We start from the raw sequence: 26,351 nt of genomic DNA on the forward strand, positions 1-26,351 counted from the left end.
GTACATAACAGTCCAACGGCATACGCTGCCGTTGGACAAGTAACGCTTATTTCAACACGTTATAAATCGCCTGATTCGTTAAATAATCTGACGCCAGCCCTGACTCTGGACTGAAGCGCGCGCCCTGGATGGATGAGAAGCGTTTTCCTGTGTTGCCCAGTGAGACATAGCGTTCTCCCCCATCGTTTTCCGAAATGGTGTACACCGTTTTCTGCATTTCGGCGAACAGCGGAGCGTTACGCTGAATGACCTGATGCAATTCCAGCAGCTGCACACCATCAAGATTGAGCTTTTTATCCAGCGTGACCCCCCATCTTTGCAGGCAAACTTCGGCAAAATGACGCACGATCGTGCCCGGTTCATGCACCACTTTTTCCCCGCTATTCCCATTAGCCGACGCATTTCCCACCAGCGTAGCATGACGACCAGACATAGGATAAATATGTACCTTTGTCGTGCTATCGGTCTGTGGAATGACGCACGAGAAACCTTTTGAACGCTCGTGTCGGGCATAGAAAGCCACATACTCCTTCACGTTGCTGCCCAGAGTGACTTTTTCCGGCTGGAAATTACCCATTCCCGGAACCGGATCCACAGCGAAAATATTCACCGGAATAGTTGTCAAAAGGGGATCGGCCAGCATCGCATTCGCAAGCATATGGCAGCTAATTCCGCCCCGGCTCCATCCCACAAGGTTCACCTGAGTGGGCAGAATCTGGCCCTGACGGAAGGTTTTAATAATTTGCTGCTGCAGCGCCTGCTGGGTCACTTTACGGTCACCATAATCATACTTGCGCCACCAAAACGATCCGGTAACCTCAACGTCCTGAATCGGCACGCCCGCCTTTTTGAGCTGCTCATAGTTCTCTTTTGTGAGCTTTTCTCGCTGCCAGTCAACGTGCCCTTTAATAATATTGATCGCGTGCTGAACATTCTCATTCCAGCCGCTGCCCAGAAGCTGGGCCCGAAGCTGAGAATATTCTCCGCTTTTGACCCAAAGTTCATCGCTTTGAAGATTACCGCTTCCCGGGCCATCAAGAATGACCCATTCGGCGAACTCTTTACCCTTGTTATTGGCGGCCAGAGAAGAAATGAGCTCGCCGTTCCAGTAATTAGCATGAGACTCATCAAACTTATTAGAACCAGTACCACAGAAATACACTGTTAGTATTGTCATAAATGACCTCATTGAAATATTAATATGTAGATGGATGGCACGCGTGCAGTTAAATAATACGTGTCGGCAATATTTCGAGAAATATGCTATTAAGCCCAGGGTATTTTTGATAGCGATAAGTTCGTTCTTAATTAAATATGACTATGTTTAATGTGTAGCACTGCTTAACTTTTTGCTTAGGCATATGACATTTGCCTTATGCCGAATGCTGTTTTTACAGTTCTGCAATAGCACGCATACTTAATTTCGGAATAAGTTAGTTGAATAATCTAAGAAAATAGATTTCATACGGGGTTATGCTACAATGAACATATTAATGATCGATGAATTACCGATCTTCATTCATGGTATGAAAACAGAGCTGGAACGCGTAATGCCGGAATGCACTGTTTTTTCAGCGAACAACTTTGAAGATGCACACGCAATTTTAACCTCTATGCCAGTCAGCATTATTTTGCTGGATGGTGAAATGAAATGCCGTGATTTTATCACAAATTTGATGTCAAACTGGCCTGAGCTACCGATCGTGGTAATGTTACGAAAAACGACGGATAAGATATTCAACTTCTACATTCGTCAAAGCATTAAGGGCATTTTTACTAAGGATCTTCCCGCCGAGAAAATCAGCCAGATACTTAGCATGGTTTCCTCGGGTGTGGTCTGCTTTCCGGAGCAGGCCGTGATTCAGCGAGAACAACCCACTGGCGGTTTACCGATTCATACTCTGAGTCGTCGGCAGAAGGAAGTGCTCAAGCTGCTGGCGAATGGAGGAACAAATAAGCAGATCAGCAGACAACTGAATATCAGTGCTGGTACGGTCAAAGTACATCTGGAATCCATTTTTCACCGATTGCAGGTCAACAATCGAACACAGGCTGCAATGCTCTATTTTAAATATATGGGCAATTAGGCCGTTTTTGTAAGACGCAGGATTGGTATCAAACTATGTTTAGTGAAAAGCGCGACAGGCAGAATACTGTCGCGCTTTTTTTAATGATACTGAGATTTGAAATAGTATATCACGACCACCAGCGTTCCAAAGTCCTGCAATAGCCAGAAGGGAAAACTGTCACTCAGTATATCAGCCCCAGTAAGGATAAATTTCATGTTTAAACTGCTCTCACCAAAAAAGCCAAAGGCGAGGGCAGCTAAGCCGACTTTACACATTACCGGCAGAGCATGGACTCTTCGACTATAGGCTGCAAACAAAATGAGCAGCGAGGTGACAAGGTCGACGAGGATAATAAAGGGAAGAACCCAGCCATTCATTATGTTAAGCATTTACTCTCCATCGGGATTGTTATGGGTTAAATCAGGCGGAGAAAGTGACTCGTGCCTGACTTTGCTTTTGATGACGCTGGCGACATCAAAAATATCGCGCTGTTCGTGCCGGCGGAAAAAGTTTGCCAGCCAGACGATCAGACCATTACTCATTGCCCCGAGGATATAACCTAAACCAAGCGTGATATCGGCCTGGTTAAGGTCTATCTTTAACCAGCGGGCTGATAAGCCACCTAATGCGACGGCCGCACCCATGCTGATTCCGCCAAAAATAATGCCTGCCATAAATCGGCTGTGCTGATGCAGCCGCTGCGGTTGCCAGAAAAACGAAATACTGACGCCGCCAAATAAGCCTGAAAATGCCAGCAAGGCTTCGCTGATGAGGGTCGGGAGATAGATGTCAGACATACATTCATCCTCTGCAAGGATAAACCCCCTCGAAAAAGGGGATTTATTATCGTAACGGGCGCTTATTATTGGCAGGGATCCAGCTCAACAATATGCTGATACTTATCGGTAGTGATAAAGCGCTGTTGCCCTGACAGGCTGTAAATCAAACGTTCAGGAGAGCGATAGCCCTTTACGACATCCACATCCGCGCTAAGCCAGGGCTGATCGGCAGGAAGAGCGCTATGGCTGTATTTGTCGCCTCCGATCCATTTTTGATGAGTGAGTTTCAACCCCCAAAGTGACTCGCTTTCACTCCCCGACCAGCCGAGGCGTTTGGCTTCTTCCGACGTGATATAGCGGTCGGGCAGGCGGCCAAAATTTTTTATATGGCGAAGGGTTGTCGCCAGCTCGGTCACATTATTGACGGGCGGTACACCCTGAGAAGATAAAAAGGCGTTAACTTCCTTTATTTCATCTTCGCAGGTTGGTATGGCGGCAGTAGCCTGTAAAACGGCGAATAAGGAAGCAGAAAGAACGGCCATTTGCACTATGGATAATGATTTCATGTGTTTTTCCTGTCGAGTTAACTGAGAAATAACTTCATTTCCGCCTCGCGGCGACGCGTCAGACCAGCCAATACCTTCCCGCCTGCCTTATTCCAGCTTTTGAACTGCAGTGCGGCGCCCTGAACATCGCCCGCGTTGAATTTTTTGAGCAGCGTTGATTTCTTCAAATTGCCAACGCCGAGGTTGAAGGCGAAGGAAACCAGCGCGTCGAATTGCGCCTGCGTTGCTGACTGGTTCAGCAGCTTTTTCACGCCGTCCTCGGTGCGTTTCAGATCTTTGCGCAGCAGTTCTTTGGCTTCGCCGGTAGTAATTTTGGTGAGCTTTTCCATCTCCTCTTTGAGGATCAAATGGCCATAGCCGATGGTCCATAAACCTACGGCATCGCGATAACGCTCCAGCTTCAGTCCTTCAAACTGGCAAATCAGCTGAATACCCTTGTCACCTGTACGTTCTGGTTGTGTGTGCATTACGGAGTCTCCTCTGCTTTCGGACGGGGAATCACCTTGTTGGTGTATTCGTCAATCAAGCGCATAACGCTTTCCGGTGGCTCAAGCGCGGTAAACTGCATCTCCACATCGACGTGGCGGCTGTCACGCCCGCCTTTGTTATCGCTGGAAGGCGAAAGGCTGACGTGAAAGCGACCAAATTCGTTTTCACCAGACTGGCGGGAAGGTGCCTGCATGCCTTCTGTACGGATCGTCAGGTTGACCTTCATTTTCTCCAGCATCAGCCCGCGCGGCGTTGAAAGTGCGACCAAGGGCAGGTCAAAGTAGTGCTTTTCATCCAGTGCCAGCTGTATCGTGCGTGGAACCAACGAACCGTCCTCAGCAGGTTCGAAAAAGGGATCCAGCGCTTTCATATACTGCTGAGCAATCAGTTCGTTGGCCGCCGTGGCCGCGTACTGCATCCCGCGCGTAATATCTTCAAGCGAGATCGGCACGCCGGGAATATCGGCTGGCGGCGTAGGGGGCGTGTTTTCCTGTACAGGCGGCGTGCCTTCATCCTCTTTGCCCGTCCTGTTTTCCGGCTCTTCATCCTTGCCGCCGCGCAGCCATTTTTTAAAAGACATATTTCGCTCCTGGAAAAAGGGCTACCCGGGTAGCCCCTGCGTTACGGAATCGCACGTATGTCGCGGCGTGGAAGATTATTGCGCGGCGACAGGCTTGGTTTTGGCGTTGGTCAGGTAATCAATCACGCGCTGCAGAGCTTCAGGTGGTTCCTGGCGTTTAATCTGGGTATGAATGGAGTATTTCGCGCGTGTGTCGGTCGAACGGGTCTGCTCCGATTTATGGGAGACTTTGCCGGTCATTTTGGCTTTAAAGACACCCCAGCCGACGGACGCTTCCACGGATGCCTCCGCTTCGGTACTGCTGGAACTGGCTTCGCTCTGGCTCACTTCCAGTTCAAAGTCGATAGTGCCGTCTTCGATACAGATGATAGGGTGCGTGATCGCCGCCAGTAGCGGAATGCTCATCTTGCGGGTCACGCTGCCTTTGTTCACGCCTTGTTCGTCTACCACGGTTTCGTCGTAGTCGAACTCGATCGCGACGGCTTTGCCGTCTTTAATGCAGACAGAGAGCAGGAAGTCGGTATAGGACTTGCTCGCCTGAACCTGTGCTTTGATCATCGCCTGCAGCGGACCGCCGATCATATGCTCCAGCGGCAGGGCGTTAATAACTGAACCAATAAATTGTGAATCCATGATGTGAACTCCTTGAATCAGTGAATGCGCGGTTGCGCAGGAGTCACATTACGGAAAGCGAGAAGGGGAAAATATTGGGTAAATGTCATGGCTAAAGGACGCAAAAAACCTATGCCGATCGCAGGATAATCCTAAGGGGTGGTGTTGCGTGATATTCCGGTTTATTGTTGAAATCCCTGCCTCATCGAATTCCGGAGAACCATCGCGTGTTTCAGAAAGTTGACGCCTATGCCGGCGACCCTATCCTCTCCTTAATGGAGCGTTTCAAAGAAGATCCTCGCAGCGACAAAGTGAACCTCAGCATCGGTCTGTATTACAACGAGGATGGCATCATTCCTCAATTAAAAGCCGTTGCCGAAGCCGAAGCGCGTCTGAACGCTGTTCCACACGGCGCTTCCCTTTATCTGCCGATGGAAGGGCTAAACGCTTATCGCAACACCATTACACCGCTGCTGTTCGGCGCCGATCACGCGGTGCTCGCGCAAAAACGCGTGGCGACCATCCAGACGCTGGGCGGCTCGGGTGCGCTAAAAGTGGGTGCAGACTTCCTGAAAAAATACTTTCCGGATTCAGGCGTGTGGGTCAGTGACCCGACGTGGGAAAACCACGTTGCGATCTTCGAGGGCGCAGGTTTTAAGGTCGAGACCTATCCATGGTTCGACAGCAAAACTAACGGCTTGCGCGTTGAAGCGCTGTTGGAAAAACTGAACACGCTGCCGGCGCGCAGTATTGTGCTGCTGCACCCATGCTGCCATAACCCGACCGGTGCAGATCTCACTAACGCCCAGTGGGATGCGGTGATTGAGGTACTGAAGGCCCGTGACCTGATCCCGTTCCTCGACATTGCCTACCAGGGATTTGGCGCGGGCATGGAAGAAGATGCTTACGCCATCCGCGCCGTAGCCAGCGCCGGGCTGCCTGCTCTGGTTAGTAACTCCTTCTCTAAAATCTTCTCCCTGTACGGTGAACGCGTTGGCGGTCTGTCCGTAGTGTGTGAGGATGCCGAAGCAGCCAGCCGCGTGCTCGGCCAGCTGAAAGCGACGGTACGCCGTATCTACTCCAGCCCGCCAAACTTTGGTGCGCAGGTGGTGGCGACGGTTCTCGGTGACGAGCAGCTGAAAGCGTCCTGGCTTGGCGAAGTGGAAGCGATGCGTAAGCGCATTCTTTCGATGCGTCAGGAACTGGTTAACGTCCTGAAAGAGGCGGTGCCGGGACATAACTTCGACTATCTGCTCAAGCAGCGCGGGATGTTCAGCTATACCGGACTGAGTGCGGCCCAGGTCGATCGTCTGCGCGAAGAGTTCGGCGTCTACCTGATTGCCAGCGGCCGTATGTGCGTGGCGGGCCTGAATGCCAGCAACGTTCATCGCGTGGCGCAGGCGTTTGCTGCTGTAATGTAAGTACTTACCAACTCACCCTCTCCCTGTGGGAGAGGGTCGGGGTGAGGGCATCAGGCCGCACAAAAACGTTGCCCGGCTTTTGTGATCGTCTTCTTTTTATTCCCCTTCATAAGCAAAAACTCCTTCCCTTCACCTCCCGCTGGGGTTATGGTCGGATAGTTTTTTGACCGTTCGCTCAAATTAAAACGATAACAAACTGAATTTTCAGGGGAAAACATGCGCAAGATCACACTGGCGCTCAGCGCCGCCTGCTTATTGTTCTCGCTTAATAGCGCCGTCGTCGCGCGAGCTTCTGCCCCGACGCCGCTTTACACCGGTACCACTGCAGCCATGCTTGCCGAGCAGGCGCCCATTCACTGGGTTTCCGTGGCTCAAATCGAAAACAGCCTGATGGGCCGTGCGCCAATGGCCGTGGGTTTTGACATTGACGATACCGTTCTCTTCTCCAGCCCGGGCTTCTGGCGCGGCAAAAAAATGTATTCGCCCGACAGCGAAGCGTATCTGAAGAACCCGGAATTCTGGGAAAAAATGAATAACGGCTGGGACGAATTCAGCATCCCGAAAGAGGTTGCCCGTGCGCTTATTGCCATGCACGTGAAGCGCGGTGACAGCATTTACTTTGTGACCGGCCGCAGTCAGACCAAAACGGAAACCGTCTCCAAAACCCTGCAGGATGATTTTCAGATCCCGGCAGCCAGCATGAATCCGGTGATTTTTGCCGGTGACAAAGAAGGGCAAAACACCAAAACCCAGTGGCTGGAAAAGAAAAATATCAAAGTATTCTACGGCGATTCGGATAACGACATCACCGCCGCGCATGACGTGGGTGCAAGAGGGATCAGGGTATTGCGTGCCTCTAACTCGACCTATCGACCGCTGCCGATGGCCGGAAAGTTTGGCGAAGAGGTCATTGTGAACTCTGAGTATTAAACCGCAGGCGACGAGTTTGACTCTTTTTTAAGCAAATCTCGTCGCTGCGGGTTTTACCTTTCGCCTTCTTGCTGCACACTTAGAAAGATTCATCTTTCATTACGGAGCAGCACATGTGGTATCAACAGACCCTGACCTTAAGCGCTAAACCACGCGGATTTCATCTGGTGACGGACGAAGTCATCGGGCAAATCCGCGACCTGCCGCGGGTCAAAACGGGTTTGCTGCATCTGCTCCTTCAGCACACGTCTGCCTCTCTCACGCTTAATGAAAATTGCGATCCCACCGTCCGGTCAGACATGGAGCACCATTTTCTGAAGAGCGTCCCGGACAACGCCCCTTACGAGCATGACTATGAGGGGGCAGACGATATGCCTTCGCATATTAAATCCTCCCTGTTGGGCGTATCGCTTATGCTGCCGGTTCACAACGGGCGGCTGCTGTTGGGAACGTGGCAGGGGATCTGGCTGGGAGAGCATCGCATTCACGGTGGTTCGCGTAAAATTATCGCCACGCTACAAGGGGAATAAAGATGACAATTTCGGAGATACTTCAGTACTGCATGAGCAAGCCCGGCGCGGAGCAGAGCGTCCATAGCGACTGGAAAGCCACGCAGGTTAAGGTGGGGGATGTGCTGTTTGCGATGGTGAAAGAGGTGGAAGGCCGTCCGGCGGCGTCGCTGAAAACCAGCCCTGAACTGGCGGATTTGCTACGTCAACAGCATGATGACGTGAGGCCGAGCAAGCACCTCAATAAGGCGCACTGGAGCACCGTCTATCTGGATGGATCGATTCCAGGCTCGCAAATTTACTACCTGGTGGACGCGTCCTATCAGCAGGCGGTTGAGCTGCTGCCGGAAACGACCCGACAGCAGCTCTCCGTGTGACAATTACAGCAACGGTTTAAGGAAGCGCGCGGTGTGCGAGGCTTCGCACTCTGCAACCGTCTCTGGCGTACCTGAGACGAGGATTTCACCGCCGCCGCTGCCGCCTTCCGGGCCGAGATCGACAATCCAGTCCGCGGTTTTAATCACGTCCAGGTTATGTTCGATGACCACGATAGTGTTGCCCTGATCGCGCAGCTGATGCAGCACGTCGAGCAGCTGCTGGATATCGGCAAAGTGCAGGCCGGTGGTCGGCTCGTCCAGAATGTAGAGCGTCTGACCGGTGCCGCGTTTTGACAGCTCGCGCGCCAGCTTCACGCGCTGCGCTTCGCCGCCGGACAGCGTAGTTGCCGACTGCCCCAGACGAATGTAGGTCAGGCCCACGTCCATCAGCGTCTGCAGCTTACGCGCCAGCGCAGGAACGGCATCAAAGAATTCGCGCGCCTCTTCGATGGTCATGTCCAGCACTTCGTGGATGGTCTTGCCTTTGTACTTAATCTCCAGCGTTTCTCGGTTATAGCGCTTGCCTTTGCACTGGTCGCACGGCACGTAGATATCCGGCAGGAAGTGCATCTCAACCTTGATCACACCGTCGCCCTGGCACGCTTCGCAGCGGCCACCGCGTACGTTAAAGCTGAAACGTCCTGGCGTATAGCCGCGGGAGCGTGCTTCCGGCACACCGGCAAACAGTTCACGTACGGGCGTGAAGACGCCGGTATAGGTTGCCGGGTTAGAGCGCGGGGTACGGCCAATCGGGCTCTGGTCAATGTCGATAACTTTATCGAAATGCTCCAGCCCCTGGATGTCACGGTACGGCGCCGGCTCGGCCAGCGTCGCGCCGTTCAGCGCCGTCTGCGCAATCGGGAACAGCGTATCGTTGATTAGCGTCGATTTACCGGAACCGGATACGCCGGTGATACAGGTAAACAGTCCAACAGGCAGCGTCAGGGTGACGTCTTTCAGATTGTTGCCGCGCGCGCCGGTCAGCTTCAGCACTTTTTCAGGATCTGCCGCTATGCGCTGTTTTGGCACCTCAATCTTACGCTTGCCGCTCATGTACTGGCCGGTCAGCGATTCGGGCACCGCCATGATGTCCTTCAGCGTCCCTTCTGCAACCACCTGCCCGCCGTGTACGCCTGCGCCCGGACCAATATCGATCACGTGATCAGCCGCGCGGATCGCATCTTCATCGTGCTCGACCACGATTACCGTGTTGCCGAGGTTGCGCAGGTGGACCAACGTGCCGAGCAGACGCTCGTTGTCGCGCTGGTGCAAGCCGATGGACGGCTCATCCAGTACGTACATCACGCCTACCAGACCCGCGCCAATCTGGCTCGCCAGACGAATACGCTGGGCTTCACCGCCGGAGAGCGTTTCTGCCGAGCGGGATAACGTCAGGTAGTTCAGGCCGACGTTCACCAGGAATTTCAGGCGATCGCCAATCTCTTTCAGCACTTTTTCGGCAATTTTCGCGCGCTGGCCGGAGAGCTTCAGGTTATTGAAGAAGTCCATCGCGTGGCCGATGCTCATGTCTGAGATGGTCGGCAGCGCCGTGTTTTCCACAAATACGTGGCGCGCTTCGCGGCGCAGGCGCGTTCCTTCACAGGTGGCACAGGAGCGGTTGCTGATGAACTTCGCCAGCTCCTCGCGCACCGCGCTGGATTCGGTCTCTTTGTAGCGGCGCTCCATGTTGTGCAGCACCCCTTCGAACGGGTGGCGACGCACGGAGGTATCGCCGCGATCGTTCATGTATTTGAACTCGATGTTCTCTTTACCGGAACCGAACAGGATCACTTTGTGCACGTTCGGGCTCAGGCTGGCCCACGGCGCTTCAACGTCAAACTTGTAGTGTTCTGCCAGCGATTTCAGCATCTGGAAGTAGTAGAAGTTACGCTTGTCCCAGCCGCGAATGGCCCCGCCCGCCAGCGACAGCTCCGGGTTCTGGATCACGCGATCCGGATCGAAATACTGCTGCACGCCCAGGCCGTCACACGTCGGGCACGCGCCCGCCGGGTTGTTGAACGAGAACAGGCGCGGTTCCAGCTCGCGCATGCTGTAGCCGCAAATCGGGCAGGCAAAGTTGGCGGAGAAGAGCAGCTCTTCCGCTTTCGGATCGTCCATGTCGGAGACCACGGCCGTGCCGCCAGAGAGTTCCAGCGCCGTTTCAAAGGATTCCGCCAGACGCGTGGCGAGATCGTCGCGCACCTTAAAGCGGTCAATCACCACTTCGATGGTATGCTTCTTCTGCAGCTCCAGCTTGGGTGGATCGGACAGGTCACACACTTCGCCGTCGATACGGGCGCGGATATAGCCCTGGCTTGCCAGGTTTTCCAGCGTTTTGGTGTGTTCGCCCTTACGCTCTTTGATGATTGGCGCAAGGAGCATCAGGCGTTTGCCTTCCGGCTGCGACAGCACGTTATCGACCATCTGGCTCACGGTTTGCGCCGCCAGCGGGACGTCGTGGTCCGGGCAGCGCGGCTCGCCCACGCGGGCATACAGCAGACGCAGGTAGTCATGAATTTCGGTAATGGTACCGACCGTTGAGCGCGGGTTATGCGACGTGGACTTCTGCTCAATAGAGATAGCAGGTGACAACCCTTCAATATGGTCGACATCCGGTTTTTCCATCAGTGACAGGAACTGACGAGCGTACGCCGAGAGCGATTCAACGTAACGACGCTGTCCTTCGGCATACAGAGTGTCGAAAGCCAGTGAGGATTTGCCAGACCCCGAAAGCCCGGTCACGACAATGAGTTTGTCGCGAGGGATTATGAGGTTGATATTCTTGAGATTGTGGGTGCGGGCGCCCCGAACTTCGATCTTATCCATTCACCTTTCCCGGTTGGAACACGGATTGCCTGGTTTGTTTGAAGGACAAACGGCTGTCAGAAACGGCTAATTATGACACAATTTGACCTGTTTGAATATACAGTATTGGAATGCATTTTCTGATTCGCTGTGTAACAATGTTGAGTTGCGGGAGAACTCTGGAACGTGCTACGCAACTATCAAAGTGCAGCATGGAAATGGTACACTCGCGCGTTTACACTATTAAGAAACGTATTCAGGAGACACGAACATGGCCAGCAGAGGCGTAAACAAGGTGATTCTCGTCGGTAATCTGGGCCAGGACCCGGAAGTACGCTACATGCCGAGTGGTGGCGCAGTTGCCAACATTACGCTGGCTACTTCCGAATCCTGGCGTGATAAAGCGACCGGTGAGATGAAAGAGCAGACCGAGTGGCACCGCGTTGTGCTGTTTGGCAAACTGGCCGAAGTGGCCGGAGAATATCTGCGTAAAGGTTCTCAGGTCTATATCGAAGGCCAGCTGCGTACCCGCAAATGGACCGATCAGTCCGGTGCTGAGAAGTACACGACTGAAGTAGTGGTCAACGTGGGCGGCACCATGCAGATGCTGGGTGGCCGTCAGGGCGGTGGCGCACCTGCAGGTGGCGGTCAGAGCCAGCAGCAGGGCGGTTGGGGTCAGCCTCAGCAGCCGCAGGGTGGCAACCAGTTCAGCGGCGGCGCACAGTCTCGTCCGCAGCAGCAGTCTGCTCCGGCGCCGTCTAACGAACCGCCAATGGATTTCGACGACGACATTCCGTTCTGATTTCCGCGTGCTAAAACAAAAAACCCAGACCATCGTCTGGGTTTTTTTATTCCGTAAGGGATCAGGTAATCACCATCGGCCAGTCTGGCGGCGTGTGGCTCATCGCCTCAACCATCACCACTTTAATGTTTTCCCAGACGGCAGCGATATCCAACAGGGTGATACCAAGCAGACCCGTTGCAAACCAGCAGGCCGCACCTAGCCCCAGCAGGGTGCTGATGACAGCAAGACCCGCATAGTCAGATTTACGAAACTGAATGTTCAGCGTGCTGGCTAAAAACATCAGTACCGCACTCAACAAAGGCCAGCGCAGGAGAACCATGCTGGTAGTAATGGTTGCCATAAAACCCATCCTCTACAAATCAGACGAACTGAATGAAACAGTGTTTCTCGTTACAAAATATGTGTGAACTATATCACAATTGATGATTTATTCGCCAGTGCCTGTGCGATCAAAAAAGAGGATTTTATTCCCCAGGAAAAGCGATTCTGTAGGCAGGACCAGCCTCGGCGCATGAGGAGGTGAACCCACAACGCGCCGGAAACGCCCGTCGGGCAAGTGGGGATACCGCAAATTCGGTTTTATAACTGGGGCGTTATTCTCCGCCATTACTGAAAATAGTGTGGTGAAGACTGATTATTTATAAATCAACAAACACAGTACCCGGAGCAAATAGCATAAAACGTCATGACGATGTTGTACTTTTTTCATGCTGTCAGACGTTTGGCTTAATCAACGATCGTCTGTTGTGTTATCTTTCCGTCGGCCCCGGCGGGCTGGATAATTATTTCCCTTAATTGAAACGGAACGAATACTTACAGTTTAACTTACGGGAAAATATTATCGTCATAACGAAATTTAAGATTTTTAATACTAAAAGTCAGTTGCTAACTTTGCATGATTCATGCAACGTAATCACCTGTTTAACAAAGCATCCGGCCTTCATTACTACAGGCGTACAACATGCAGGGATATAGGGCGGGAAATGAATCGTAGCGCGCGGCGCAAAATGCTCAGGGTGGTAGGGATCATCATGGTAGTTATGCTGCCGGTGATGCTTGCCCTATGGTTTGCCCAGCTACGCGCCGTGTCTGAAACAAGCGCACAGCTACGCACATTTGCTGAACTGGCTTTAGACAAAACAGAGCTTGTTATTCAACAGGTTGAGCTGGCCCGGGACGAGGCTGAAAAATATCAGGGTGAGCTTTGCACGCCGGGACACCGTCAATATATGCTGAACGTTGTTCGTGGCCGCCTGTTTGTCGCCGATTTAATTTACGCTGAAGGTCAGAATTTTCTTTGTTCGACCGTTTTTACACCGGACCATCCCTACGCCATTCCTGTCGCTAATTACACGCGTAAACCTGACGTCGCTATCTATTATTATCGCGATACCCCATTTTATACTGGCTATAAAATGACATATATGCAGCGCGGAAATTATGTGGTGGTCGTCAATCCGCTTTCATACAGCGAAGTCATGTCCGCGGATCATTCTCTCTCGTGGGGTGTGTACGACACGGTAACCAATGCTTTCTTTTCGGTTAGCCAGAAAGCCAATGTTTCTTTATTAAATTCGATGATTCGAGATAAGGAATCGGTATTTCAAAAAGATAACCGCTTTTATACGATCGTAACGTCTCCCAAAAGACCTATTGCGGCCATTGTGTCGACATCGAATAAACGCTTTTATGAAACGCTTTATCACCAGGCGACGTTGACGCTACCGCTGGGCATGATCTGCAGCATTATTATTTTGCTGGTATGGTCCCGTACCCATCGTGAGCTTAATTCACCGGGGCGCTTACTGCACCGGGCGCTGAACAAGCGACAGCTTTGCGTCCACTATCAGCCGATTATTGATATCAAGAACAACCAGTGTGTGGGTGCGGAAGCGTTGTTACGCTGGCCGGGTTTTAACGGGCAGGTGATGAGCCCGGCTGAGTTTATTCCGCTGGCGGAAAATGAGGGAATGAGCGAGCGGATTACGGACTATGTCGTTGAGGAGGTGTTCAACGATCTGGGCCATTTCCTGGCGGAGCATCCGCATCTCTATATTTCGATTAACCTGTCGGCCACGGATTTCCACTCCTCGCGGCTGATCGCCATGATTTCCGACAAGGCTCGCCACTACGCCGTCCGCGCGCAGCAAATCAAAATTGAAGTGACGGAACGTGGTTTTATCGATGTGCCAAAAACCACGCCGGTGATTCAGGCTTTTCGTCAGGCGGGTTATGAAGTCGCGATCGATGACTTCGGTACCGGCTACTCGAACCTGCACAACCTCTACTCGCTGAACGTGGATATCCTGAAGATCGATAAATCGTTTATCGATACCTTAACGACCAACAGTACCAGCCACCTGATCGCCGAGCATATTATCGAGATGGCGCAGAGCCTGCGCCTGAAAACCATTGCGGAAGGGGTAGAGACGGCAGAGCAGGTGAGCTGGCTGTTGAAGCGCGGCGTCCAGTTTTGTCAGGGATGGCACTTCGCGAAAGCGATGCCGCCCCAGGAATTTATGACCTGGCAGCAGCAGCCTTTGCACTGAGAGTGATTAATTCAACTGGTGGCGATAGTCGCTCGGCGTACGGTCAAACTCGCGGCGAAACACGCGGGAAAAGGTTTGTTGCGACACATAGCCAAGGTCCATCGCGATATCAAAAATGGGCCGCTGCGTTGAGCGTAGCGCCTGCGCTGCCAGCAGAAGTCTGCGCTGGCGAATGTACTCACCCAGCGTCTGATGCATGACCGTGCGGAACATTCTCTGTAAATACCATTTCGAATAGCCCGACTTTTTCGCGACCACATCAATGTTCAACGGTTGGTCGATATGGTCATCAATCCATTCAATAAGCGTCTGAATAATCTGCTGATGCGACATAAGGTTGCCCCTCTGTAGATACAACTATCTCGGTTAATTCGTCGTTTTCTCTGCGGGGGAGTATAATTCCTCAAGTTAACTTGAGGTAAAGAGGTTTTATGGAAAAGAGATTGCCGCGAATTAAAGCGCTTTTAACTCCCGGTGAAGTGGCGAAGCGAAGCGGCGTTGCGGTATCGGCGCTCCACTTCTATGAAAGCAAAGGGTTAATCAAGAGCATCCGTAACGGGGGTAACCAGCGTCGCTATACTCGCGACGTGCTCCGCTACGTGGCGATAATCAAAATTGCGCAACGAATCGGAATTCCCCTGGCCACGATCGGTGAGGCCTTTGGGGTACTGCCGGAAGGGCACACGCTGAGTCCGAAAGAGTGGAAAGAGCTGTCGTCCCAGTGGCGTGAAGAGCTGGACAGGCGTATTCACACGCTGGTCGCTCTGCGTGACGAGCTGGATGGCTGCATCGGCTGCGGCTGCCTGTCGCGCAGCGACTGCCCGCTGCGTAACCCCGGCGACAAACTGGGCGAGCAGGGGACGGGGGCGCGGCTGCTGGAAGAGGATTGAGATTGCGCGGCAAAAAGCACATAAAGAACTAAAGCGCCACATAAGGGCGCTTTAGTTTTTCCCGGTCTTTGTCTTTCACTCTATCCCGCTGGTTCACAGGAGGGTTTCCCCCGACGTCAGCACCCCTCAGTGTCGAGCTGGTTGGGGAGGTTCCGGATTGTGCTGACACTTTAATTCTATGCAAGACCCGTTTTTTCGCCAGCGTCGCTGACCGGTTTTTAGCCGAATTTTTTTCGCGGTGTTGTTCAATTTTCTATAGTTAAAAAGTATGAATAACAGGAGAAAGCCATGCTCACGGTACACCACCTTAACCAGTCGCGCTCGCACCGCGCGATCTGGGCGCTGGAAGAACTCGGCCTGCCTTATGAGATCGTTCACTATCAGCGCCAAAAAAACATGCTGGCGCCGGAGGCTCTCAAAAAGGTACATCCGTTGGGTAAATCACCGGTTATCGAAGATAACGGGCTGATCCTTGCGGAGTCTGGCGCCATTCTGGAGTACCTGCAGGAAACTTACGATCCCGAGTCGCGGCTTAAGCCTTTAGATCCGGCGCATAAGGTGCAGTACCGCTTCTGGCTGCACTACGCGGAAGGATCGCTGATGCCGCTGTTGTTAATGAAGCTGGTCTTCAGCAGCCTCGGAAAACCGCCGGTGCCGTTTGGTATCCGAACCCTGGGGAAAGCGCTGGGGCAGGGGGTGCAGAAAGCGTACCTCAACCGCCAGCTGGAAACCCATGCGCGCTTTATTGAATCACATCTGGCTAAAAACAGCTGGTTTGCCGGGGATACGCTCAGCATGGCCGACATCCAGATGAGCTTTCCGATTTTTGCCCTGCTGGCGCGCGGCGGTATTAACAACCTGCCGCATATTCAGGCATGGAAAAGTAAGGTTGAGAACAGCCCTGGCTGGCAAAGAACTCTGGAGCAAGGGGGGCCGTTATCCATCCCGGGTGAGGATTAAATGTAAACAAATTGCGCATTGACGATAACGTTTGCGCATCCTCTGTTTATTTCTTCAGCGTCATAAGTGAATTTTAGCGAAAAACGATAAAGTTCAGTTGAAAAGGGCGGGGATTAGGCTGGATAATCGTTTGCCTTAATTTGACCACCCGTTTGTAAGCGCGGAGCTAAACGTTTGCTTTTTTTGTGACGCCCTTTCGTCGCAAACGCAACACAAGGATTTGACGTTTAGCTGGCAGTGGCGTCTCCACCTCGCTTACGGACTTCCTAAAAAACTCTCAGGGGATGTTTTCTATGTCTACGCCATCTGCGCGTACTGGCGGTTCACTTGACGCCATGTTTAAAATTTCGGCCCGCGGCAGCACCGTGCGTCAGGAAATCGTTGCTGGTTTGACAACGTTTCTGGCGATGGTTTATTCCGTCATCGTTGTGCCGGGCATGCTGGGCAAAGCGGGCTTCCCGCCAGCGGCTGTCTTTGTAGCGACCTGCCTTGTGGCCGGCGTGGGCTCTATCGTGATGGGCCTGTGGGCGAACCTGCCGCTGGCGATTGGTTGCGCCATCTCCCTGACCGCGTTTACCGCGTTCAGCCTGGTGCTGGGTCAGCACATCAGCGTACCGGTTGCGCTGGGCGCCGTGTTCCTGATGGGTGTGCTGTTTACCATTATTTCAGCGACCGGCATCCGTAGCTGGATCTTGCGCAACCTGCCGCAGGGCGTGGCGCACGGTACCGGCATCGGCATCGGCCTGTTCCTGCTGCTGATCGCCGCCAACGGCGTCGGTCTGGTCATCAAGAACCCGCTGGACGGCCTGCCGGTGGCGCTCGGCCATTTCGCCAGCTTCCCGGTGATCATGTCGCTGATCGGCCTGGCGGTGATTATCGGTCTGGAAAAACTGAAAGTCCCGGGCGGCATCCTGCTGACCATTATCGGCGTGTCGATTGTGGGCCTGATTTTCGATCCGAACGTCCACTTCTCCGGCATTTTCGCCATGCCGTCGCTGAGCGATGACAAAGGCAACTCCCTGATTGGCAGCCTGGATATCGTTGGCGCGCTGAACCCGGTGATCCTCCCAAGCGTGCTGGCGCTGGTGATGACCGCCGTGTTTGACGCGACCGGTACTATTCGTGCGGTGGCCGGTCAGGCGAACCTGCTGGATAAAGACGGTCAGATTATTGACGGCGGCAAAGCGCTGACCACTGACTCCCTGAGCAGCGTCTTCTCTGGTCTGGTGGGTGCGGCGCCTGCGGCGGTATACATCGAGTCCGCGGCGGGTACGGCGGCAGGCGGTAAAACCGGCCTGACGGCGATCACCGTCGGCGTGCTGTTCATGCTGATCCTGTTTCTCTCTCCACTCTCGTACCTGGTTCCGGCGTACGCGACCGCGCCAGCGCTGATGTACGTTGGCCTGCTGATGCTGAGCAACGTGGCGAAAATCGACTTTGCGGATTTTGTGGACGCGATGTCTGGCCTGATTACTGCGGTCTTCATCGTACTGACCTGTAACATCGTGACCGGCATTATGATCGGCTTCGCGTCGCTGGTGATCGGTCGTCTGGTCTCCGGTGAATGGCGCAAGCTGAACGTTGGCACCGTTGTTATCGCCGTTGCGCTGGTGGCGTTCTACGCGGGCGGCTGGGCAATCTAAGTTGTCCTTTGATGCGAAAACGGGTGGCTCAGGCCGCCCGTTTTTATTTTCAGGACTCATCCTGTTGCCTTTTGCGTTACTCTGGGGAAGATAGAATAAAAGGCACGACGCCTTCCGGAGTACATAAGCAACACAGCAAACAGGGAACGCATGGAAATCTTCTTCACAATACTCATCATGACCCTTGTGGTCTCGCTATCCGGGGTGGTTACACGCGTACTGCCCTTTCAGGTCCCCCTGCCATTAATGCAAATTGCCATCGGCGCGCTGCTGGCGTGGCCGACGTTTGGCCTGCACGTGGAATTTGACCCCGAACTGTTCCTCGTGCTGTTTATTCCGCCACTGCTGTTTGCCGATGGCTGGAAAACGCCCACGCGCGAATTCCTTGAGCACGGGCGAGAGATCTTCGGCCTGGCGCTTGCGCTGGTGGTGGTCACCGTCGTCGGGATTGGTTTCCTGATCTACTGGACGGTGCCGGGCATTCCGTTAATACCGGCTTTTGCGCTGGCCGCCGTGCTGTCGCCAACCGATGCCGTGGCGCTGTCCGGCATTGTGGGTGAAGGCCGTATTCCGAAGAAAATCATGGGGATTTTACAGGGTGAGGCGCTGATGAACGACGCCTCCGGCCTGGTCGCCCTGAAGTTTGCCGTGGCCGTAGCGATGGGTACGATGGTCTTTACCGTCGGCGGCGCAACGCTGGAATTCTTCAAGGTGGCGATTGGCGGTATTCTCGCAGGCTTCGTGGTGAGCTGGCTGTACGGCCGCTCGCTGCGCTTCCTCAGCCGCTGGGGCGGCGATGAACCCGCTACGCAGATCGTACTGCTGTTCCTGCTGCCGTTTGCCTCTTATCTGATTGCCGAACATATCGGCGTGTCGGGCATTCTGGCAGCGGTTGCGGCAGGGATGACCATTACCCGTTCCGGCGTAATGCGCCGCGCGCCGCTGGCCATGCGCCTGCGTGCAAACAGCACCTGGGCCATGCTGGAGTTTGTCTTTAACGGCATGGTGTTCCTGCTCCTGGGCCTGCAGCTGCCTGGCATTATGGAGTCCTCGCTGGTGGCGGCGGAGGCCGACCCGAACGTTGAGGTCTGGATGCTGTTTACCGACATCGTGCTGATCTACCTGGCGCTGATGCTGGTTCGTTTCGGCTGGCTGTGGACGATGAAAAACTTCAGCGTCCGCTTCCTGAAGAAAAAACCGATGGAGTTCGGCTCGTGGACAACGCGTGAACTGCTGATTGCCTCTTTTGCGGGCGTACGCGGGGCGATCACCCTTGCCGGTGTGCTCTCCATTCCGCTGCTGCTGCCGACAGGCGATGTCTTCCCGGCACGCTACGAGCTGGTCTTCCTGGCGGCGGGCGTGATTCTCTTCTCACTGTTTGTCGGCGTGATTATGCTGCCGATCCTGCTGCAGCATATTGATGTTGGCGATTCGACCCAGCAGCACAAGGAAGAGCGCATTGCGCGTGCGGCCACCGCCGAAGTGGCGATTGTCGCCATCCAGAAAATGGAAGAGCGTCTGGCCGCGGATGCGGAAGAGAACATCGATAATCAGCTGCTGACGGAAGTGAGTTCCCGCGTAATTGGTAACCTTCGCCGCCGCGCGGACGGGCGTAACGATGTGGAAAGCTCGCTGCAGGAGGAGAACCTGGAACGCCGGTTCCGTCTGGCAGCGCTGCGCTCAGAGCGTGCCGAACTGTACCACCTGCGCGCCACGCGCCAGATCAGCAACGAGACGCTGCAAAAGCTGCTGCACGATCTGGACCTGCTGGAAGCGCTGTTGATAGAGAATCAGTAGCGCGCTTTTGCCCGGTGGCGCTGCGCTTACCGGGCCTACGTTAGAACCGTAGGCCGGGTAAGGCGAAGCCGCCACCCGGCACTATTCAGACCGCACCCAAAACCCCTCACAACACTGCAGCCACGCCTGCGCGCTCTGCGACAAATAGACCCCTTCACGCCAGATCATGCCCAGTTGCCAGTGCAGATCGCTCTCCAGTGGGATCCAGCGCAGCGTGTTTTTATCCAGACGCTCGCAAATCGGCTGCGGCAGAATGGCAATCCCCACGCCGGCCTGCACCATCGCCGCCAGGAAATCCCACTGTCCGCTGCGTACCGCAATGCGTGGCTTGACGTTATGCTGGTTAAACAGCGTCATAAGCTGGCGGCTGAGGGCGAAGTCTTCGTTGTAGATCAGCAGAGGGTGCTCGCCGAGCAGTTCAGGCTTCACCGACTCCCTCTTTAGCCAGTCGCCGGAGCGGGGCACCAGCACGCACAGCGGGTGGCTAAAGAGCGGAAGCGTCGCCAGGCCGCTCTCTTCCTCAACGGGGAGGGCAGTCATGGCCACGTCGAGCTCGCCGTTAGTGACGGCCTGCTGGACGGTTAACCCACCAAACTCCGAAATCTTCAGCTCTACGCCGGGATAGCGCTGGCGAAACAGGCTAATCGGCCCGGCCATCATCATCCCCACCATCGGTGGAATGCCGAGGCGAAGCACCCCTTTGGTCAGATGATTAATATCGTCCAGCTCTGCTTTCAGCTGGCGGAACTCCGCCAGAATCGCCAGCCCGCGCTCGAACACCACGCGTCCGGTGTCGGTCAGCAGCAGCTTGCGCCCGTCGCGGATCAGCAGGGTACAGTTCAGTTCATCTTCGAGGTTTTTCAGCATCTTGCTGATGGTGGGCTGGGTAACAAACAACTTCTCCGCTGCGCGAGTAAAACTTTGCTGGCGAACCACTTCGACAAAATAGCGCAGCGTTCTTATGTCCATGATTATTCCTCGAAACTATACCTGTGATGATTTTAATTCATTTCAGTCCACACCGTGCGCTCACTATACTGGCGCCTCGTCTCATTTTTGAGGAAAACCCCCATGGCCGTGGCGTTAAGCCGTGTTACGCCTGCCGTTGTACAACGACTCCAGGTCCCGGTTCAGGTACTGCTCTACGCGGGACTGTTTGTTTTCGCCGAATATCTTGTCGGCTGGCTCCATCTGCCGCTGCCTGCCAACCTGGTGGGGATGCTGCTGATGTTGACGCTCATCCTCTGTCGCGTAATCCCCCTCAACTGGGTGCGCGCCGGGGCGCGCTGGCTGCTGGCGGAGATGCTGCTGTTCTTTGTCCCTGCCGTGGTGGCGGTGGTGAACTATGCGCAGCTGCTGATGGTGGACGGCTGGCGAATCTTTGCGGTCATCGCGCTGAGTACGCTGATGGTGCTGGGGGCGACCGCCTGGGTTGTGGATAAAGTCTACCGGTTTGAAATCAGCAGGCACAAACATGACTAACTTTCAGATAAGCGTCCTGTGCCTGATTGCGACGCTCGGGATCTACTTTGCCAACAAGCGGCTGTATCGCCGTTTTCATGCCCTGCCGCTGATGCCGCTGGTCTTCACGCCGATCCTGCTGGTGCTGATGCTGGTCTTCGGCCATATCTCCTGGCAAAACTATATTGGTGAATCCCACTGGCTGCTGTGGCTGCTCGGCCCGGCGACCATCGCCTTTGCCGTGCCCGTTTACGACAACCTGGCGATTATCAAACGCCACTGGATGTCGCTCAGCGCAGGCGTGATTACCGCCACGGTGGTCGCGGTCTGTAGCTCCGTCTGGCTGGCGCGGCTGTTTACGCTGCCCGACGAAATTCAGCGCAGCCTGGCCGTGCGCTCGGTGACCACGCCGTTCGCGCTGGCGGCGGCTAAACCCCTCGGCGGACAGCCGGACCTGGTGGCGCTGTTTGTGGTGGTGACGGGCGTCTTTGGGATGGCGGTGGGCGATATGCTGTTTCTGCGGCTTTCTATTCGGGAAGGGATGGCCAAAGGCGCGGGGTTTGGCGCGGCGTCGCACGGCGCGGGCACGGCACGTTCCTATGAGCTGGGCCAGCAGGAGGGCGTTGTCGCGAGCCTGGTCATGATGCTGTCGGGCGTGGTAATGGTGCTGGTTGCGCCGCTGGTGGCGTGGGTGATGTTTTAAGCTCCCCGGCCAGAATGACCGGGGAGAAAGGCTTAGTGCGCGCGGCCCTGCTCAACGCCGAGACCGGTTTGTGAACGGATAAACTGGGCGCGGAATTTCTCACGCTCCAGGTTACCCTCCGGCGAATTGTCGGTGGCCGAGAAGACCCAGATACCGATAAACGCCACGGCAATAGAGAACAGCGCCGGGTATTCATACGGGAAGATGGCGCTTGCGTGACCGAGGATCTGCACCCAAATGGTTGGTCCCAGAATCATCAGGATCACCGCCGTCAGCAGTCCCAGCCAGCCGCCAATCATCGCCCCACGGGTGGTCAGTTTCGACCAGTACATGGAGAGCAGGATGATCGGGAAGTTACAGCTGGCCGCAATCGAGAAGGCCAGCCCCACCATAAAGGCGATGTTCTGCTTCTCGAACAGAATGCCTAACAGAATCGCCACGACGCCCAGCACCAGCACGGTGATTTTCGAGACCTTCAGCTCATCGCGCTCGCTTGCGCCTTTGCGGAAGACGTTGGCGTAGAGGTCATGCGAAACCGCCGACGCCCCGGCCAGCGTTAAACCCGCAACCACCGCAAGAATGGTGGCGAAGGCCACGGCGGAGATAAAGCCGAGGAACAGGTTACCGCCCACAGCGTCCGCCAGATGCACCGCCGCCATGTTGTTACCGCCAATCAGCGCGCCCGCCGCGTCTTTAAACGCCGGGTTCGCCCCCACCAGCATGATCGCGCCAAAGCCGATGATGAAGGTCAGAATATAGAAGTAGCCCATGAAGCCGGTAGCGTAGAAGACGCTCTTGCGCGCTTCACGCGCATCGCTCACGGTGAAGAAGCGCATCAGTATATGCGGCAGACCCGCGGTACCGAACATCAGGCCGAGACCAAGCGAGAGTGCGGATATCGGGTCTTTCACAAGCCCGCCCGGGCTCATAATGGCTTCCCCTTTCGGGTGGACCGCCATCGCTTCGGTGAACAGGTTATTGAAGCTGAACCCGACGTGCTTCATCACCATAAAGGCCATAAAGCTGGCGCCGAACAGCAGCAGAACGGCTTTGATGATCTGCACCCAGGTGGTCGCCAGCATGCCGCCGAACAGCACGTACATCACCATCAGCACGCCCACCAGCACTACCGCGATGTGGTAGTTCAGGCCGAACAGCAGTTCGATCAATTTACCCGCGCCGACCATCTGCGCAATCAGGTACAGCGCCACTACCACCAGCGAGCCGCAGGCGGAGAGGGTACGAATCGGCCCCTGCTTCAGGCGATACGAGGCCACGTCGGCGAAGGTATAGCGGCCCAGGTTTCGCAGGCGCTCGGCAATCAGGAACAGAATGATCGGCCAGCCGACGAGGAAGCCGAGGGAGTAGATCAGGCCATCATAGCCGGAGGTGTACACCAGCGCGGAGATCCCGAGGAACGAGGCGGCGGACATAAAGTCACCCGCAATCGCCAGCCCGTTCTGGAAGCCGGTAATATTGCCGCCTGCGGTGTAGTAATCGTTACGGGAGCGCACGCGTTTCGACGCCCAGTAGGTGATGTACAGCGTCAGCACCACGAAAATCAGGAACATCACAATCGCCTGCCAGTTGGTTGGCTGGCGCTGTACCTCGCCGGTAATGGCATCCGCCGCGTGGGCGGCAAAGGGAAGTGTGGCGGCTAGCGCCGTCAGGACTCGCTTCATGATGCTTTTACCTCTTGCAGTACCGCTTTATTAAGACGATCGAATTCACCGTTCGCGCGCCAGACGTAGACGCCGGTCAGCACAAATGAAATCACGATGACGCCAATGCCAATGGGGATACCGCGCGTCACGCTGGTGCCCTCGTGTAACGGGGTGCCCAGCCAGTGCGGCGCAAAGGCAATCAGCAGAATAAAGCCGACATAGATAATCAGCATGATGATGGAAAGGGTGAAGGCAAACCGTTGCCGCTTATCGACGAGCTCCCTGTAGTGCGCACTATTCTCTATCTGCTGACAAATATGGTCATTCATCACAGAGTCTCCAAAGGTAAGGTTGGTTTGTTTTTATCCCCTCTCCCCTATGGGGAGAGGGTGAGGGGAGAGGGAGAAATCACTAGGAAGGCATTGCGATGGTCTGCTTCTCTTCGAGCAGTTTTTCCACCACGCCAGGATCCGCGAGCGTTGAGGTATCACCGAGGTTGCTGGTGTCCCCTGCCGCGATTTTGCGCAAGATACGACGCATAATTTTGCCGGAGCGGGTTTTCGGCAGAGAGTCGGTCCAGTGCAACACGTCCGGCGTGGCCAGCGGGCCAATCTCTTTACGCACCCAGTTGCGCACTTCGGTATACAGCTCTGGCGACGGCTCTTCCCCGTGGTTCAGGGTGACGTACGCGTAAATCGCCTGGCCTTTAATGTTGTGCGGAATGCCCACAACAGCCGCTTCGGCAATCTTCGGATGCGACACCAGCGCCGATTCAATCTCAGCTGTGCCCAGACGGTGGCCGGAGACGTTCAGCACGTCGTCCACGCGTCCGGTAATCCAGTAATATCCATCTTCATCACGGCGCGCGCCGTCGCCGCTGAAGTACATGTTTTTAAAGGTCGAGAAGTAGGTCTGCTCGAAGCGATCGTGATCGCCAAACAGGGTACGCGCCTGACCCGGCCACGAGTCCGTGATCACCAGATTGCCTTCGGTGGCGCCTTCCTGCGGGTTACCTTCGTTATCCACCAGCGCAGGCTGCACGCCGAAGAACGGACGGGTTGCCGAGCCTGCTTTCAGCTGCGTGGCGCCCGGCATTGGGGTGATCATAAAGCCGCCGGTTTCGGTCTGCCACCAGGTGTCCATGACCGGGCATTTCTCGTTGCCGATTTTCTTCCAGTACCACTCCCAGGCTTCCGGGTTGATGGGCTCACCCACGGAACCGAGGATGCGCAATGAAGAGCGGTCAGTGCCTTCGATGGCTTTATCGCCTTCCGCCATTAATGCGCGGATCGCCGTTGGCGCGGTGTAGAGAATATTGACCTGATGCTTGTCGACCACCTGACACATCCGCGCCGGAGTCGGCCAGTTCGGTACGCCCTCAAACATCAGCGTCGTTGCGCCACAGGCCAGCGGGCCGTACAGCAGGTAGCTGTGTCCGGTAACCCAGCCCACGTCGGCTGTACACCAGTAGATGTCGCCCGGATGGTAATCAAAGACGTATTTGAAGGTGGTGGCCGCGTAGACCAGATAGCCGCCGGTGGTGTGCAGCACGCCTTTCGGCTTACCGGTCGAGCCGGAGGTGTAAAGAATGAAGAGCGGATCTTCTGCGTTCATCTCTTCCGGCTGATGCTGGTCGCTCGCCTTTTCAATCAGGTCGCTCCACCACAGGTCACGCCCCTCGTTCCAGTCGATTTTGCCGCCGGTACGCTTAAGGACGATAACGTTGCTGACCGTTTTGACGTTCGGGTTTTTCAGCGCTTCGTCGACGTTTTTCTTCAGGGGGATTCCGCGTCCGGCGCGCACGCCTTCATCGGCGGTGATCACCAGTTTTGAACTGGAATCGACAATACGGCCCGCAACCGCTTCTGGTGAGAAACCGCCAAAAATAACGGAGTGGATCGCACCAATACGCGCGCAGGCCAGCATGGCTACCGCCGCTTCCGGCACCATCGGCATATAGATAGCGACCACATCGCCTTTTTTAATGCCTTTTTCCAGCAGGACGTTGGCGAAGCGGCACACGTCGCGGTGCAGTTCTTTATAGGTAATGTGTTTGCTCTGGGAGGCATCATCGCCTTCCCAGATAATCGCCGTCTCGTTTCCGTGCTCGGCAAGGTGACGATCAAGGCAGTTCGCCGCCAGGTTCAGGGTGCCATCTTCAAACCATTTAATGGAGACATTGCCGGGCGCAAAGGAGGTGTTCTTCACCTTCTGATAAGGTTTGATCCAGTCAAGGATATGACCCTGCTCACCCCAGAAGGTGTCCGGGGCGGTGATAGATTGCTGATATTTCTCGTGGTACTGCTCCGGGGTGATCAGGCAACGGTCCGCAATATTTGCGGGAATGTCATGTTTGTGTATTTGGCTCATGGCTTTTTTTCTCCTTGTAAGATGTTAATAATATGTCGCAAAAACGTTAATTGTAGGGGCTTTACAAGCTTTGTTTATTATTTGGGCTGCAGATCACGCATTGTTTGAAGAGTATGAAAATTGAGCGAATGAATCTTTGAAGGAAAATAATTTATGCTGACGATTATTCACATTTATGTTTAAAAAAGCGTTTTTATAACAAAAGGTTATTTATCAGAATTAGAACAAACTGCCGTCATCGTCGCTTTTGTGAGTGAAACGCGTCGTTCTTTAAGGCTTGCGCAACAGGTCGCGCAAATGATACTCATACGCCGCGTTAAAAAATCCCATAAACCAACGCAACACAATTCATACCCTTTCAGTATGTCTCCA

At 54.6% G+C, this 26,351-nt stretch carries 27 protein-coding genes; 13 read left to right on the forward strand and 14 right to left on the reverse strand.

The window, feature by feature from the left end; translation table 11 throughout:
• Nucleotides 1–46: 46 nt before the first annotated feature.
• Nucleotides 47–1,189: an ENY2 family protein gene (locus tag PUP35_RS01450; protein WP_240741471.1), complete on the reverse strand. Its 1,143-nt coding sequence runs from the start codon at nucleotides 1,187–1,189 to the stop codon at nucleotides 47–49.
• Between the two features lie 304 nt (nucleotides 1,190–1,493).
• Between PUP35_RS01450 and PUP35_RS01455 the strand changes: the two genes are divergently transcribed.
• On the forward strand, nucleotides 1,494–2,087 hold the full coding sequence (locus PUP35_RS01455) for a response regulator transcription factor (RefSeq protein WP_240741472.1): 594 nt from the start codon (nucleotides 1,494–1,496) through the stop codon (nucleotides 2,085–2,087).
• 80 nt (nucleotides 2,088–2,167) lie between these two features.
• Here PUP35_RS01455 and PUP35_RS01460 read toward each other — a convergent pair whose 3' ends face one another.
• The 6 genes from PUP35_RS01460 to PUP35_RS01485 all read right to left on the reverse strand — a co-directional run bounded on the left by PUP35_RS01460 (nucleotide 2,168) and on the right by PUP35_RS01485 (nucleotide 5,116).
• Nucleotides 2,168–2,458 (reverse strand): hypothetical protein, encoded by a 291-nt coding sequence (locus PUP35_RS01460; protein WP_111967849.1) that lies wholly within the window; start codon nucleotides 2,456–2,458, stop codon nucleotides 2,168–2,170.
• Nucleotides 2,459–2,866 carry a hypothetical protein gene (locus PUP35_RS01465; RefSeq protein ID WP_115876918.1) on the reverse strand — a complete coding sequence of 136 codons (408 nt, stop codon included), beginning with the start codon at nucleotides 2,864–2,866 and terminating at the stop codon, nucleotides 2,459–2,461.
• A 65-nt stretch (nucleotides 2,867–2,931) separates the two neighbouring features.
• Complete coding sequence (locus tag PUP35_RS01470) at nucleotides 2,932–3,414, reverse strand: ribonuclease domain-containing protein (RefSeq protein ID WP_271369642.1); 483 nt, start codon at nucleotides 3,412–3,414, stop codon at nucleotides 2,932–2,934.
• Nucleotides 3,415–3,431: 17 nt separating this feature from the next.
• Nucleotides 3,432–3,881, reverse strand: coding sequence for a lysozyme (locus PUP35_RS01475; protein ID WP_274241748.1), 450 nt, complete (start codon nucleotides 3,879–3,881; stop codon nucleotides 3,432–3,434).
• Nucleotides 3,881–4,483 (reverse strand): DUF2589 domain-containing protein, encoded by a 603-nt coding sequence (locus tag PUP35_RS01480; protein ID WP_271369641.1) that lies wholly within the window; start codon nucleotides 4,481–4,483, stop codon nucleotides 3,881–3,883. Before PUP35_RS01480 ends, PUP35_RS01475 begins: the two co-directional genes overlap by 1 nt.
• A gap of 75 nt (nucleotides 4,484–4,558) precedes the next feature.
• Nucleotides 4,559–5,116 carry a DUF2589 domain-containing protein gene (locus PUP35_RS01485; RefSeq protein ID WP_045335167.1) on the reverse strand — a complete coding sequence of 186 codons (558 nt, stop codon included), beginning with the start codon at nucleotides 5,114–5,116 and terminating at the stop codon, nucleotides 4,559–4,561.
• 206 nt (nucleotides 5,117–5,322) lie between these two features.
• On the opposite strand from PUP35_RS01485, the gene tyrB reads away from it, so the two are divergent.
• The 4 genes from tyrB (at nucleotide 5,323) to PUP35_RS01505 (ending at nucleotide 8,332) form a co-directional block, all read left to right on the forward strand.
• Nucleotides 5,323–6,516, forward strand: a complete 1,194-nt coding sequence (gene tyrB / locus PUP35_RS01490) for an aromatic amino acid transaminase (RefSeq protein WP_274241752.1) — start codon at nucleotides 5,323–5,325, stop codon at nucleotides 6,514–6,516.
• Between the two features lie 216 nt (nucleotides 6,517–6,732).
• On the forward strand, nucleotides 6,733–7,446 hold the full coding sequence (gene aphA / locus PUP35_RS01495; RefSeq protein ID WP_127729274.1) for an acid phosphatase AphA: 714 nt from the start codon (nucleotides 6,733–6,735) through the stop codon (nucleotides 7,444–7,446).
• A gap of 113 nt (nucleotides 7,447–7,559) precedes the next feature.
• Nucleotides 7,560–7,976, forward strand: coding sequence for a secondary thiamine-phosphate synthase enzyme YjbQ (locus tag PUP35_RS01500; protein WP_111964202.1), 417 nt, complete (start codon nucleotides 7,560–7,562; stop codon nucleotides 7,974–7,976).
• A gap of 2 nt (nucleotides 7,977–7,978) precedes the next feature.
• Nucleotides 7,979–8,332 carry an MmcQ/YjbR family DNA-binding protein gene (locus tag PUP35_RS01505; RefSeq protein WP_111964201.1) on the forward strand — a complete coding sequence of 118 codons (354 nt, stop codon included), beginning with the start codon at nucleotides 7,979–7,981 and terminating at the stop codon, nucleotides 8,330–8,332.
• A gap of 3 nt (nucleotides 8,333–8,335) precedes the next feature.
• Here PUP35_RS01505 and uvrA read toward each other — a convergent pair whose 3' ends face one another.
• Entirely contained in the window at nucleotides 8,336–11,158 is a 2,823-nt protein-coding gene (gene uvrA / locus PUP35_RS01510; protein ID WP_274241756.1) for an excinuclease ABC subunit UvrA, read from the reverse strand.
• 250 nt (nucleotides 11,159–11,408) lie between these two features.
• Between uvrA and ssb1 the strand changes: the two genes are divergently transcribed.
• Entirely contained in the window at nucleotides 11,409–11,939 is a 531-nt protein-coding gene (gene ssb1 / locus PUP35_RS01515) for a single-stranded DNA-binding protein SSB1 (protein ID WP_023310055.1), read from the forward strand.
• A 61-nt stretch (nucleotides 11,940–12,000) separates the two neighbouring features.
• Here the strand turns inward: ssb1 and PUP35_RS01520 are convergent, their stop codons facing one another.
• A complete protein-coding gene (locus PUP35_RS01520) occupies nucleotides 12,001–12,282 on the reverse strand; it encodes a YjcB family protein (RefSeq protein ID WP_008503385.1) in 282 nt (93 codons plus the stop codon).
• Nucleotides 12,283–12,925: 643 nt separating this feature from the next.
• On the opposite strand from PUP35_RS01520, the gene PUP35_RS01525 reads away from it, so the two are divergent.
• Nucleotides 12,926–14,491 (forward strand): EAL domain-containing protein, encoded by a 1,566-nt coding sequence (locus PUP35_RS01525; protein ID WP_111964200.1) that lies wholly within the window; start codon nucleotides 12,926–12,928, stop codon nucleotides 14,489–14,491.
• A gap of 6 nt (nucleotides 14,492–14,497) precedes the next feature.
• Here the strand turns inward: PUP35_RS01525 and soxS are convergent, their stop codons facing one another.
• Nucleotides 14,498–14,824, reverse strand: coding sequence for a superoxide response transcriptional regulator SoxS (gene soxS / locus PUP35_RS01530; RefSeq protein WP_008503387.1), 327 nt, complete (start codon nucleotides 14,822–14,824; stop codon nucleotides 14,498–14,500).
• Nucleotides 14,825–14,922: 98 nt separating this feature from the next.
• Here soxS and soxR point away from each other — a divergent pair, with 98 nt between their 5' ends.
• The 4 genes from soxR (at nucleotide 14,923) to PUP35_RS01550 (ending at nucleotide 19,781) form a co-directional block, all read left to right on the forward strand.
• A complete protein-coding gene (soxR, locus tag PUP35_RS01535; protein WP_008503388.1) occupies nucleotides 14,923–15,381 on the forward strand; it encodes a redox-sensitive transcriptional activator SoxR in 459 nt (152 codons plus the stop codon).
• A gap of 288 nt (nucleotides 15,382–15,669) precedes the next feature.
• Nucleotides 15,670–16,341 carry a glutathione S-transferase family protein gene (locus tag PUP35_RS01540; protein WP_115876910.1) on the forward strand — a complete coding sequence of 224 codons (672 nt, stop codon included), beginning with the start codon at nucleotides 15,670–15,672 and terminating at the stop codon, nucleotides 16,339–16,341.
• Between the two features lie 293 nt (nucleotides 16,342–16,634).
• Complete coding sequence (gene ghxP, locus PUP35_RS01545) at nucleotides 16,635–17,984, forward strand: guanine/hypoxanthine transporter GhxP (RefSeq protein ID WP_115876909.1); 1,350 nt, start codon at nucleotides 16,635–16,637, stop codon at nucleotides 17,982–17,984.
• 150 nt (nucleotides 17,985–18,134) lie between these two features.
• On the forward strand, nucleotides 18,135–19,781 hold the full coding sequence (locus PUP35_RS01550; RefSeq protein WP_008503391.1) for a Na+/H+ antiporter: 1,647 nt from the start codon (nucleotides 18,135–18,137) through the stop codon (nucleotides 19,779–19,781).
• A gap of 81 nt (nucleotides 19,782–19,862) precedes the next feature.
• On the opposite strand, the gene PUP35_RS01555 is transcribed toward PUP35_RS01550, so the two are convergent.
• A complete protein-coding gene (locus tag PUP35_RS01555; protein WP_274241765.1) occupies nucleotides 19,863–20,750 on the reverse strand; it encodes a LysR family transcriptional regulator in 888 nt (295 codons plus the stop codon).
• A gap of 102 nt (nucleotides 20,751–20,852) precedes the next feature.
• On the opposite strand from PUP35_RS01555, the gene PUP35_RS01560 reads away from it, so the two are divergent.
• Entirely contained in the window at nucleotides 20,853–21,263 is a 411-nt protein-coding gene (locus PUP35_RS01560) for a CidA/LrgA family protein (protein WP_021242769.1), read from the forward strand.
• Complete coding sequence (locus tag PUP35_RS01565) at nucleotides 21,256–21,945, forward strand: LrgB family protein (protein ID WP_024906731.1); 690 nt, start codon at nucleotides 21,256–21,258, stop codon at nucleotides 21,943–21,945. Before PUP35_RS01560 ends, PUP35_RS01565 begins: the two co-directional genes overlap by 8 nt.
• Nucleotides 21,946–21,977: 32 nt before the next feature.
• On the opposite strand, the gene actP is transcribed toward PUP35_RS01565, so the two are convergent.
• The 3 genes from actP to acs all read right to left on the reverse strand — a co-directional run bounded on the left by actP (nucleotide 21,978) and on the right by acs (nucleotide 25,979).
• Nucleotides 21,978–23,627: a cation/acetate symporter ActP gene (gene actP, locus PUP35_RS01570; RefSeq protein WP_274241769.1), complete on the reverse strand. Its 1,650-nt coding sequence runs from the start codon at nucleotides 23,625–23,627 to the stop codon at nucleotides 21,978–21,980.
• A complete protein-coding gene (locus PUP35_RS01575; protein ID WP_008503396.1) occupies nucleotides 23,624–23,938 on the reverse strand; it encodes a DUF485 domain-containing protein in 315 nt (104 codons plus the stop codon). Before PUP35_RS01575 ends, actP begins: the two co-directional genes overlap by 4 nt.
• A gap of 82 nt (nucleotides 23,939–24,020) precedes the next feature.
• The gene (acs, locus tag PUP35_RS01580; RefSeq protein ID WP_274241772.1) at nucleotides 24,021–25,979 is read right to left on the reverse strand and encodes an acetate--CoA ligase; all 1,959 of its coding nucleotides are present in this window, start codon (nucleotides 25,977–25,979) and stop codon (nucleotides 24,021–24,023) included.
• Nucleotides 25,980–26,351: the final 372 nt, after the last annotated feature.

Origin of the sequence: Enterobacter sp. S-33 (genome assembly GCF_028735835.1) — a bacterium.
Classification (GTDB): Bacteria; Pseudomonadota; Gammaproteobacteria; order Enterobacterales; family Enterobacteriaceae; genus Enterobacter; species Enterobacter vonholyi.

What these genes read in the sequence shown, in the direction of transcription:
- PUP35_RS01505 (WP_111964201.1), top strand. Translation starts at nt 7,979, where the DNA reads ATGACAATTTCGGAGATACTTCAGTACTGCATGAGCAAGCCCGGCGCG.
- PUP35_RS01555 (WP_274241765.1), bottom strand. Translation starts at nt 20,750, where the DNA reads ATGGACATAAGAACGCTGCGCTATTTTGTCGAAGTGGTTCGCCAGCAA.
- uvrA (WP_274241756.1), bottom strand. Translation starts at nt 11,158, where the DNA reads ATGGATAAGATCGAAGTTCGGGGCGCCCGCACCCACAATCTCAAGAAT.
- PUP35_RS01540 (WP_115876910.1), top strand. Translation starts at nt 15,670, where the DNA reads ATGCTCACGGTACACCACCTTAACCAGTCGCGCTCGCACCGCGCGATC.
- PUP35_RS01470 (WP_271369642.1), bottom strand. Translation starts at nt 3,414, where the DNA reads ATGAAATCATTATCCATAGTGCAAATGGCCGTTCTTTCTGCTTCCTTA.
- actP (WP_274241769.1), bottom strand. Translation starts at nt 23,627, where the DNA reads ATGAAGCGAGTCCTGACGGCGCTAGCCGCCACACTTCCCTTTGCCGCC.
- ssb1 (WP_023310055.1), top strand. Translation starts at nt 11,409, where the DNA reads ATGGCCAGCAGAGGCGTAAACAAGGTGATTCTCGTCGGTAATCTGGGC.
- aphA (WP_127729274.1), top strand. Translation starts at nt 6,733, where the DNA reads ATGCGCAAGATCACACTGGCGCTCAGCGCCGCCTGCTTATTGTTCTCG.
- PUP35_RS01525 (WP_111964200.1), top strand. Translation starts at nt 12,926, where the DNA reads ATGAATCGTAGCGCGCGGCGCAAAATGCTCAGGGTGGTAGGGATCATC.
- PUP35_RS01550 (WP_008503391.1), top strand. Translation starts at nt 18,135, where the DNA reads ATGGAAATCTTCTTCACAATACTCATCATGACCCTTGTGGTCTCGCTA.
- PUP35_RS01500 (WP_111964202.1), top strand. Translation starts at nt 7,560, where the DNA reads ATGTGGTATCAACAGACCCTGACCTTAAGCGCTAAACCACGCGGATTT.
- PUP35_RS01485 (WP_045335167.1), bottom strand. Translation starts at nt 5,116, where the DNA reads ATGGATTCACAATTTATTGGTTCAGTTATTAACGCCCTGCCGCTGGAG.
- PUP35_RS01520 (WP_008503385.1), bottom strand. Translation starts at nt 12,282, where the DNA reads ATGGCAACCATTACTACCAGCATGGTTCTCCTGCGCTGGCCTTTGTTG.
- PUP35_RS01475 (WP_274241748.1), bottom strand. Translation starts at nt 3,881, where the DNA reads ATGCACACACAACCAGAACGTACAGGTGACAAGGGTATTCAGCTGATT.
- PUP35_RS01565 (WP_024906731.1), top strand. Translation starts at nt 21,256, where the DNA reads ATGACTAACTTTCAGATAAGCGTCCTGTGCCTGATTGCGACGCTCGGG.
- PUP35_RS01480 (WP_271369641.1), bottom strand. Translation starts at nt 4,483, where the DNA reads ATGTCTTTTAAAAAATGGCTGCGCGGCGGCAAGGATGAAGAGCCGGAA.
- PUP35_RS01560 (WP_021242769.1), top strand. Translation starts at nt 20,853, where the DNA reads ATGGCCGTGGCGTTAAGCCGTGTTACGCCTGCCGTTGTACAACGACTC.
- ghxP (WP_115876909.1), top strand. Translation starts at nt 16,635, where the DNA reads ATGTCTACGCCATCTGCGCGTACTGGCGGTTCACTTGACGCCATGTTT.
- soxS (WP_008503387.1), bottom strand. Translation starts at nt 14,824, where the DNA reads ATGTCGCATCAGCAGATTATTCAGACGCTTATTGAATGGATTGATGAC.
- acs (WP_274241772.1), bottom strand. Translation starts at nt 25,979, where the DNA reads ATGAGCCAAATACACAAACATGACATTCCCGCAAATATTGCGGACCGT.
- PUP35_RS01460 (WP_111967849.1), bottom strand. Translation starts at nt 2,458, where the DNA reads ATGCTTAACATAATGAATGGCTGGGTTCTTCCCTTTATTATCCTCGTC.
- PUP35_RS01575 (WP_008503396.1), bottom strand. Translation starts at nt 23,938, where the DNA reads ATGAATGACCATATTTGTCAGCAGATAGAGAATAGTGCGCACTACAGG.
- PUP35_RS01455 (WP_240741472.1), top strand. Translation starts at nt 1,494, where the DNA reads ATGATCGATGAATTACCGATCTTCATTCATGGTATGAAAACAGAGCTG.
- PUP35_RS01465 (WP_115876918.1), bottom strand. Translation starts at nt 2,866, where the DNA reads ATGTCTGACATCTATCTCCCGACCCTCATCAGCGAAGCCTTGCTGGCA.
- PUP35_RS01450 (WP_240741471.1), bottom strand. Translation starts at nt 1,189, where the DNA reads ATGAGGTCATTTATGACAATACTAACAGTGTATTTCTGTGGTACTGGT.
- soxR (WP_008503388.1), top strand. Translation starts at nt 14,923, where the DNA reads ATGGAAAAGAGATTGCCGCGAATTAAAGCGCTTTTAACTCCCGGTGAA.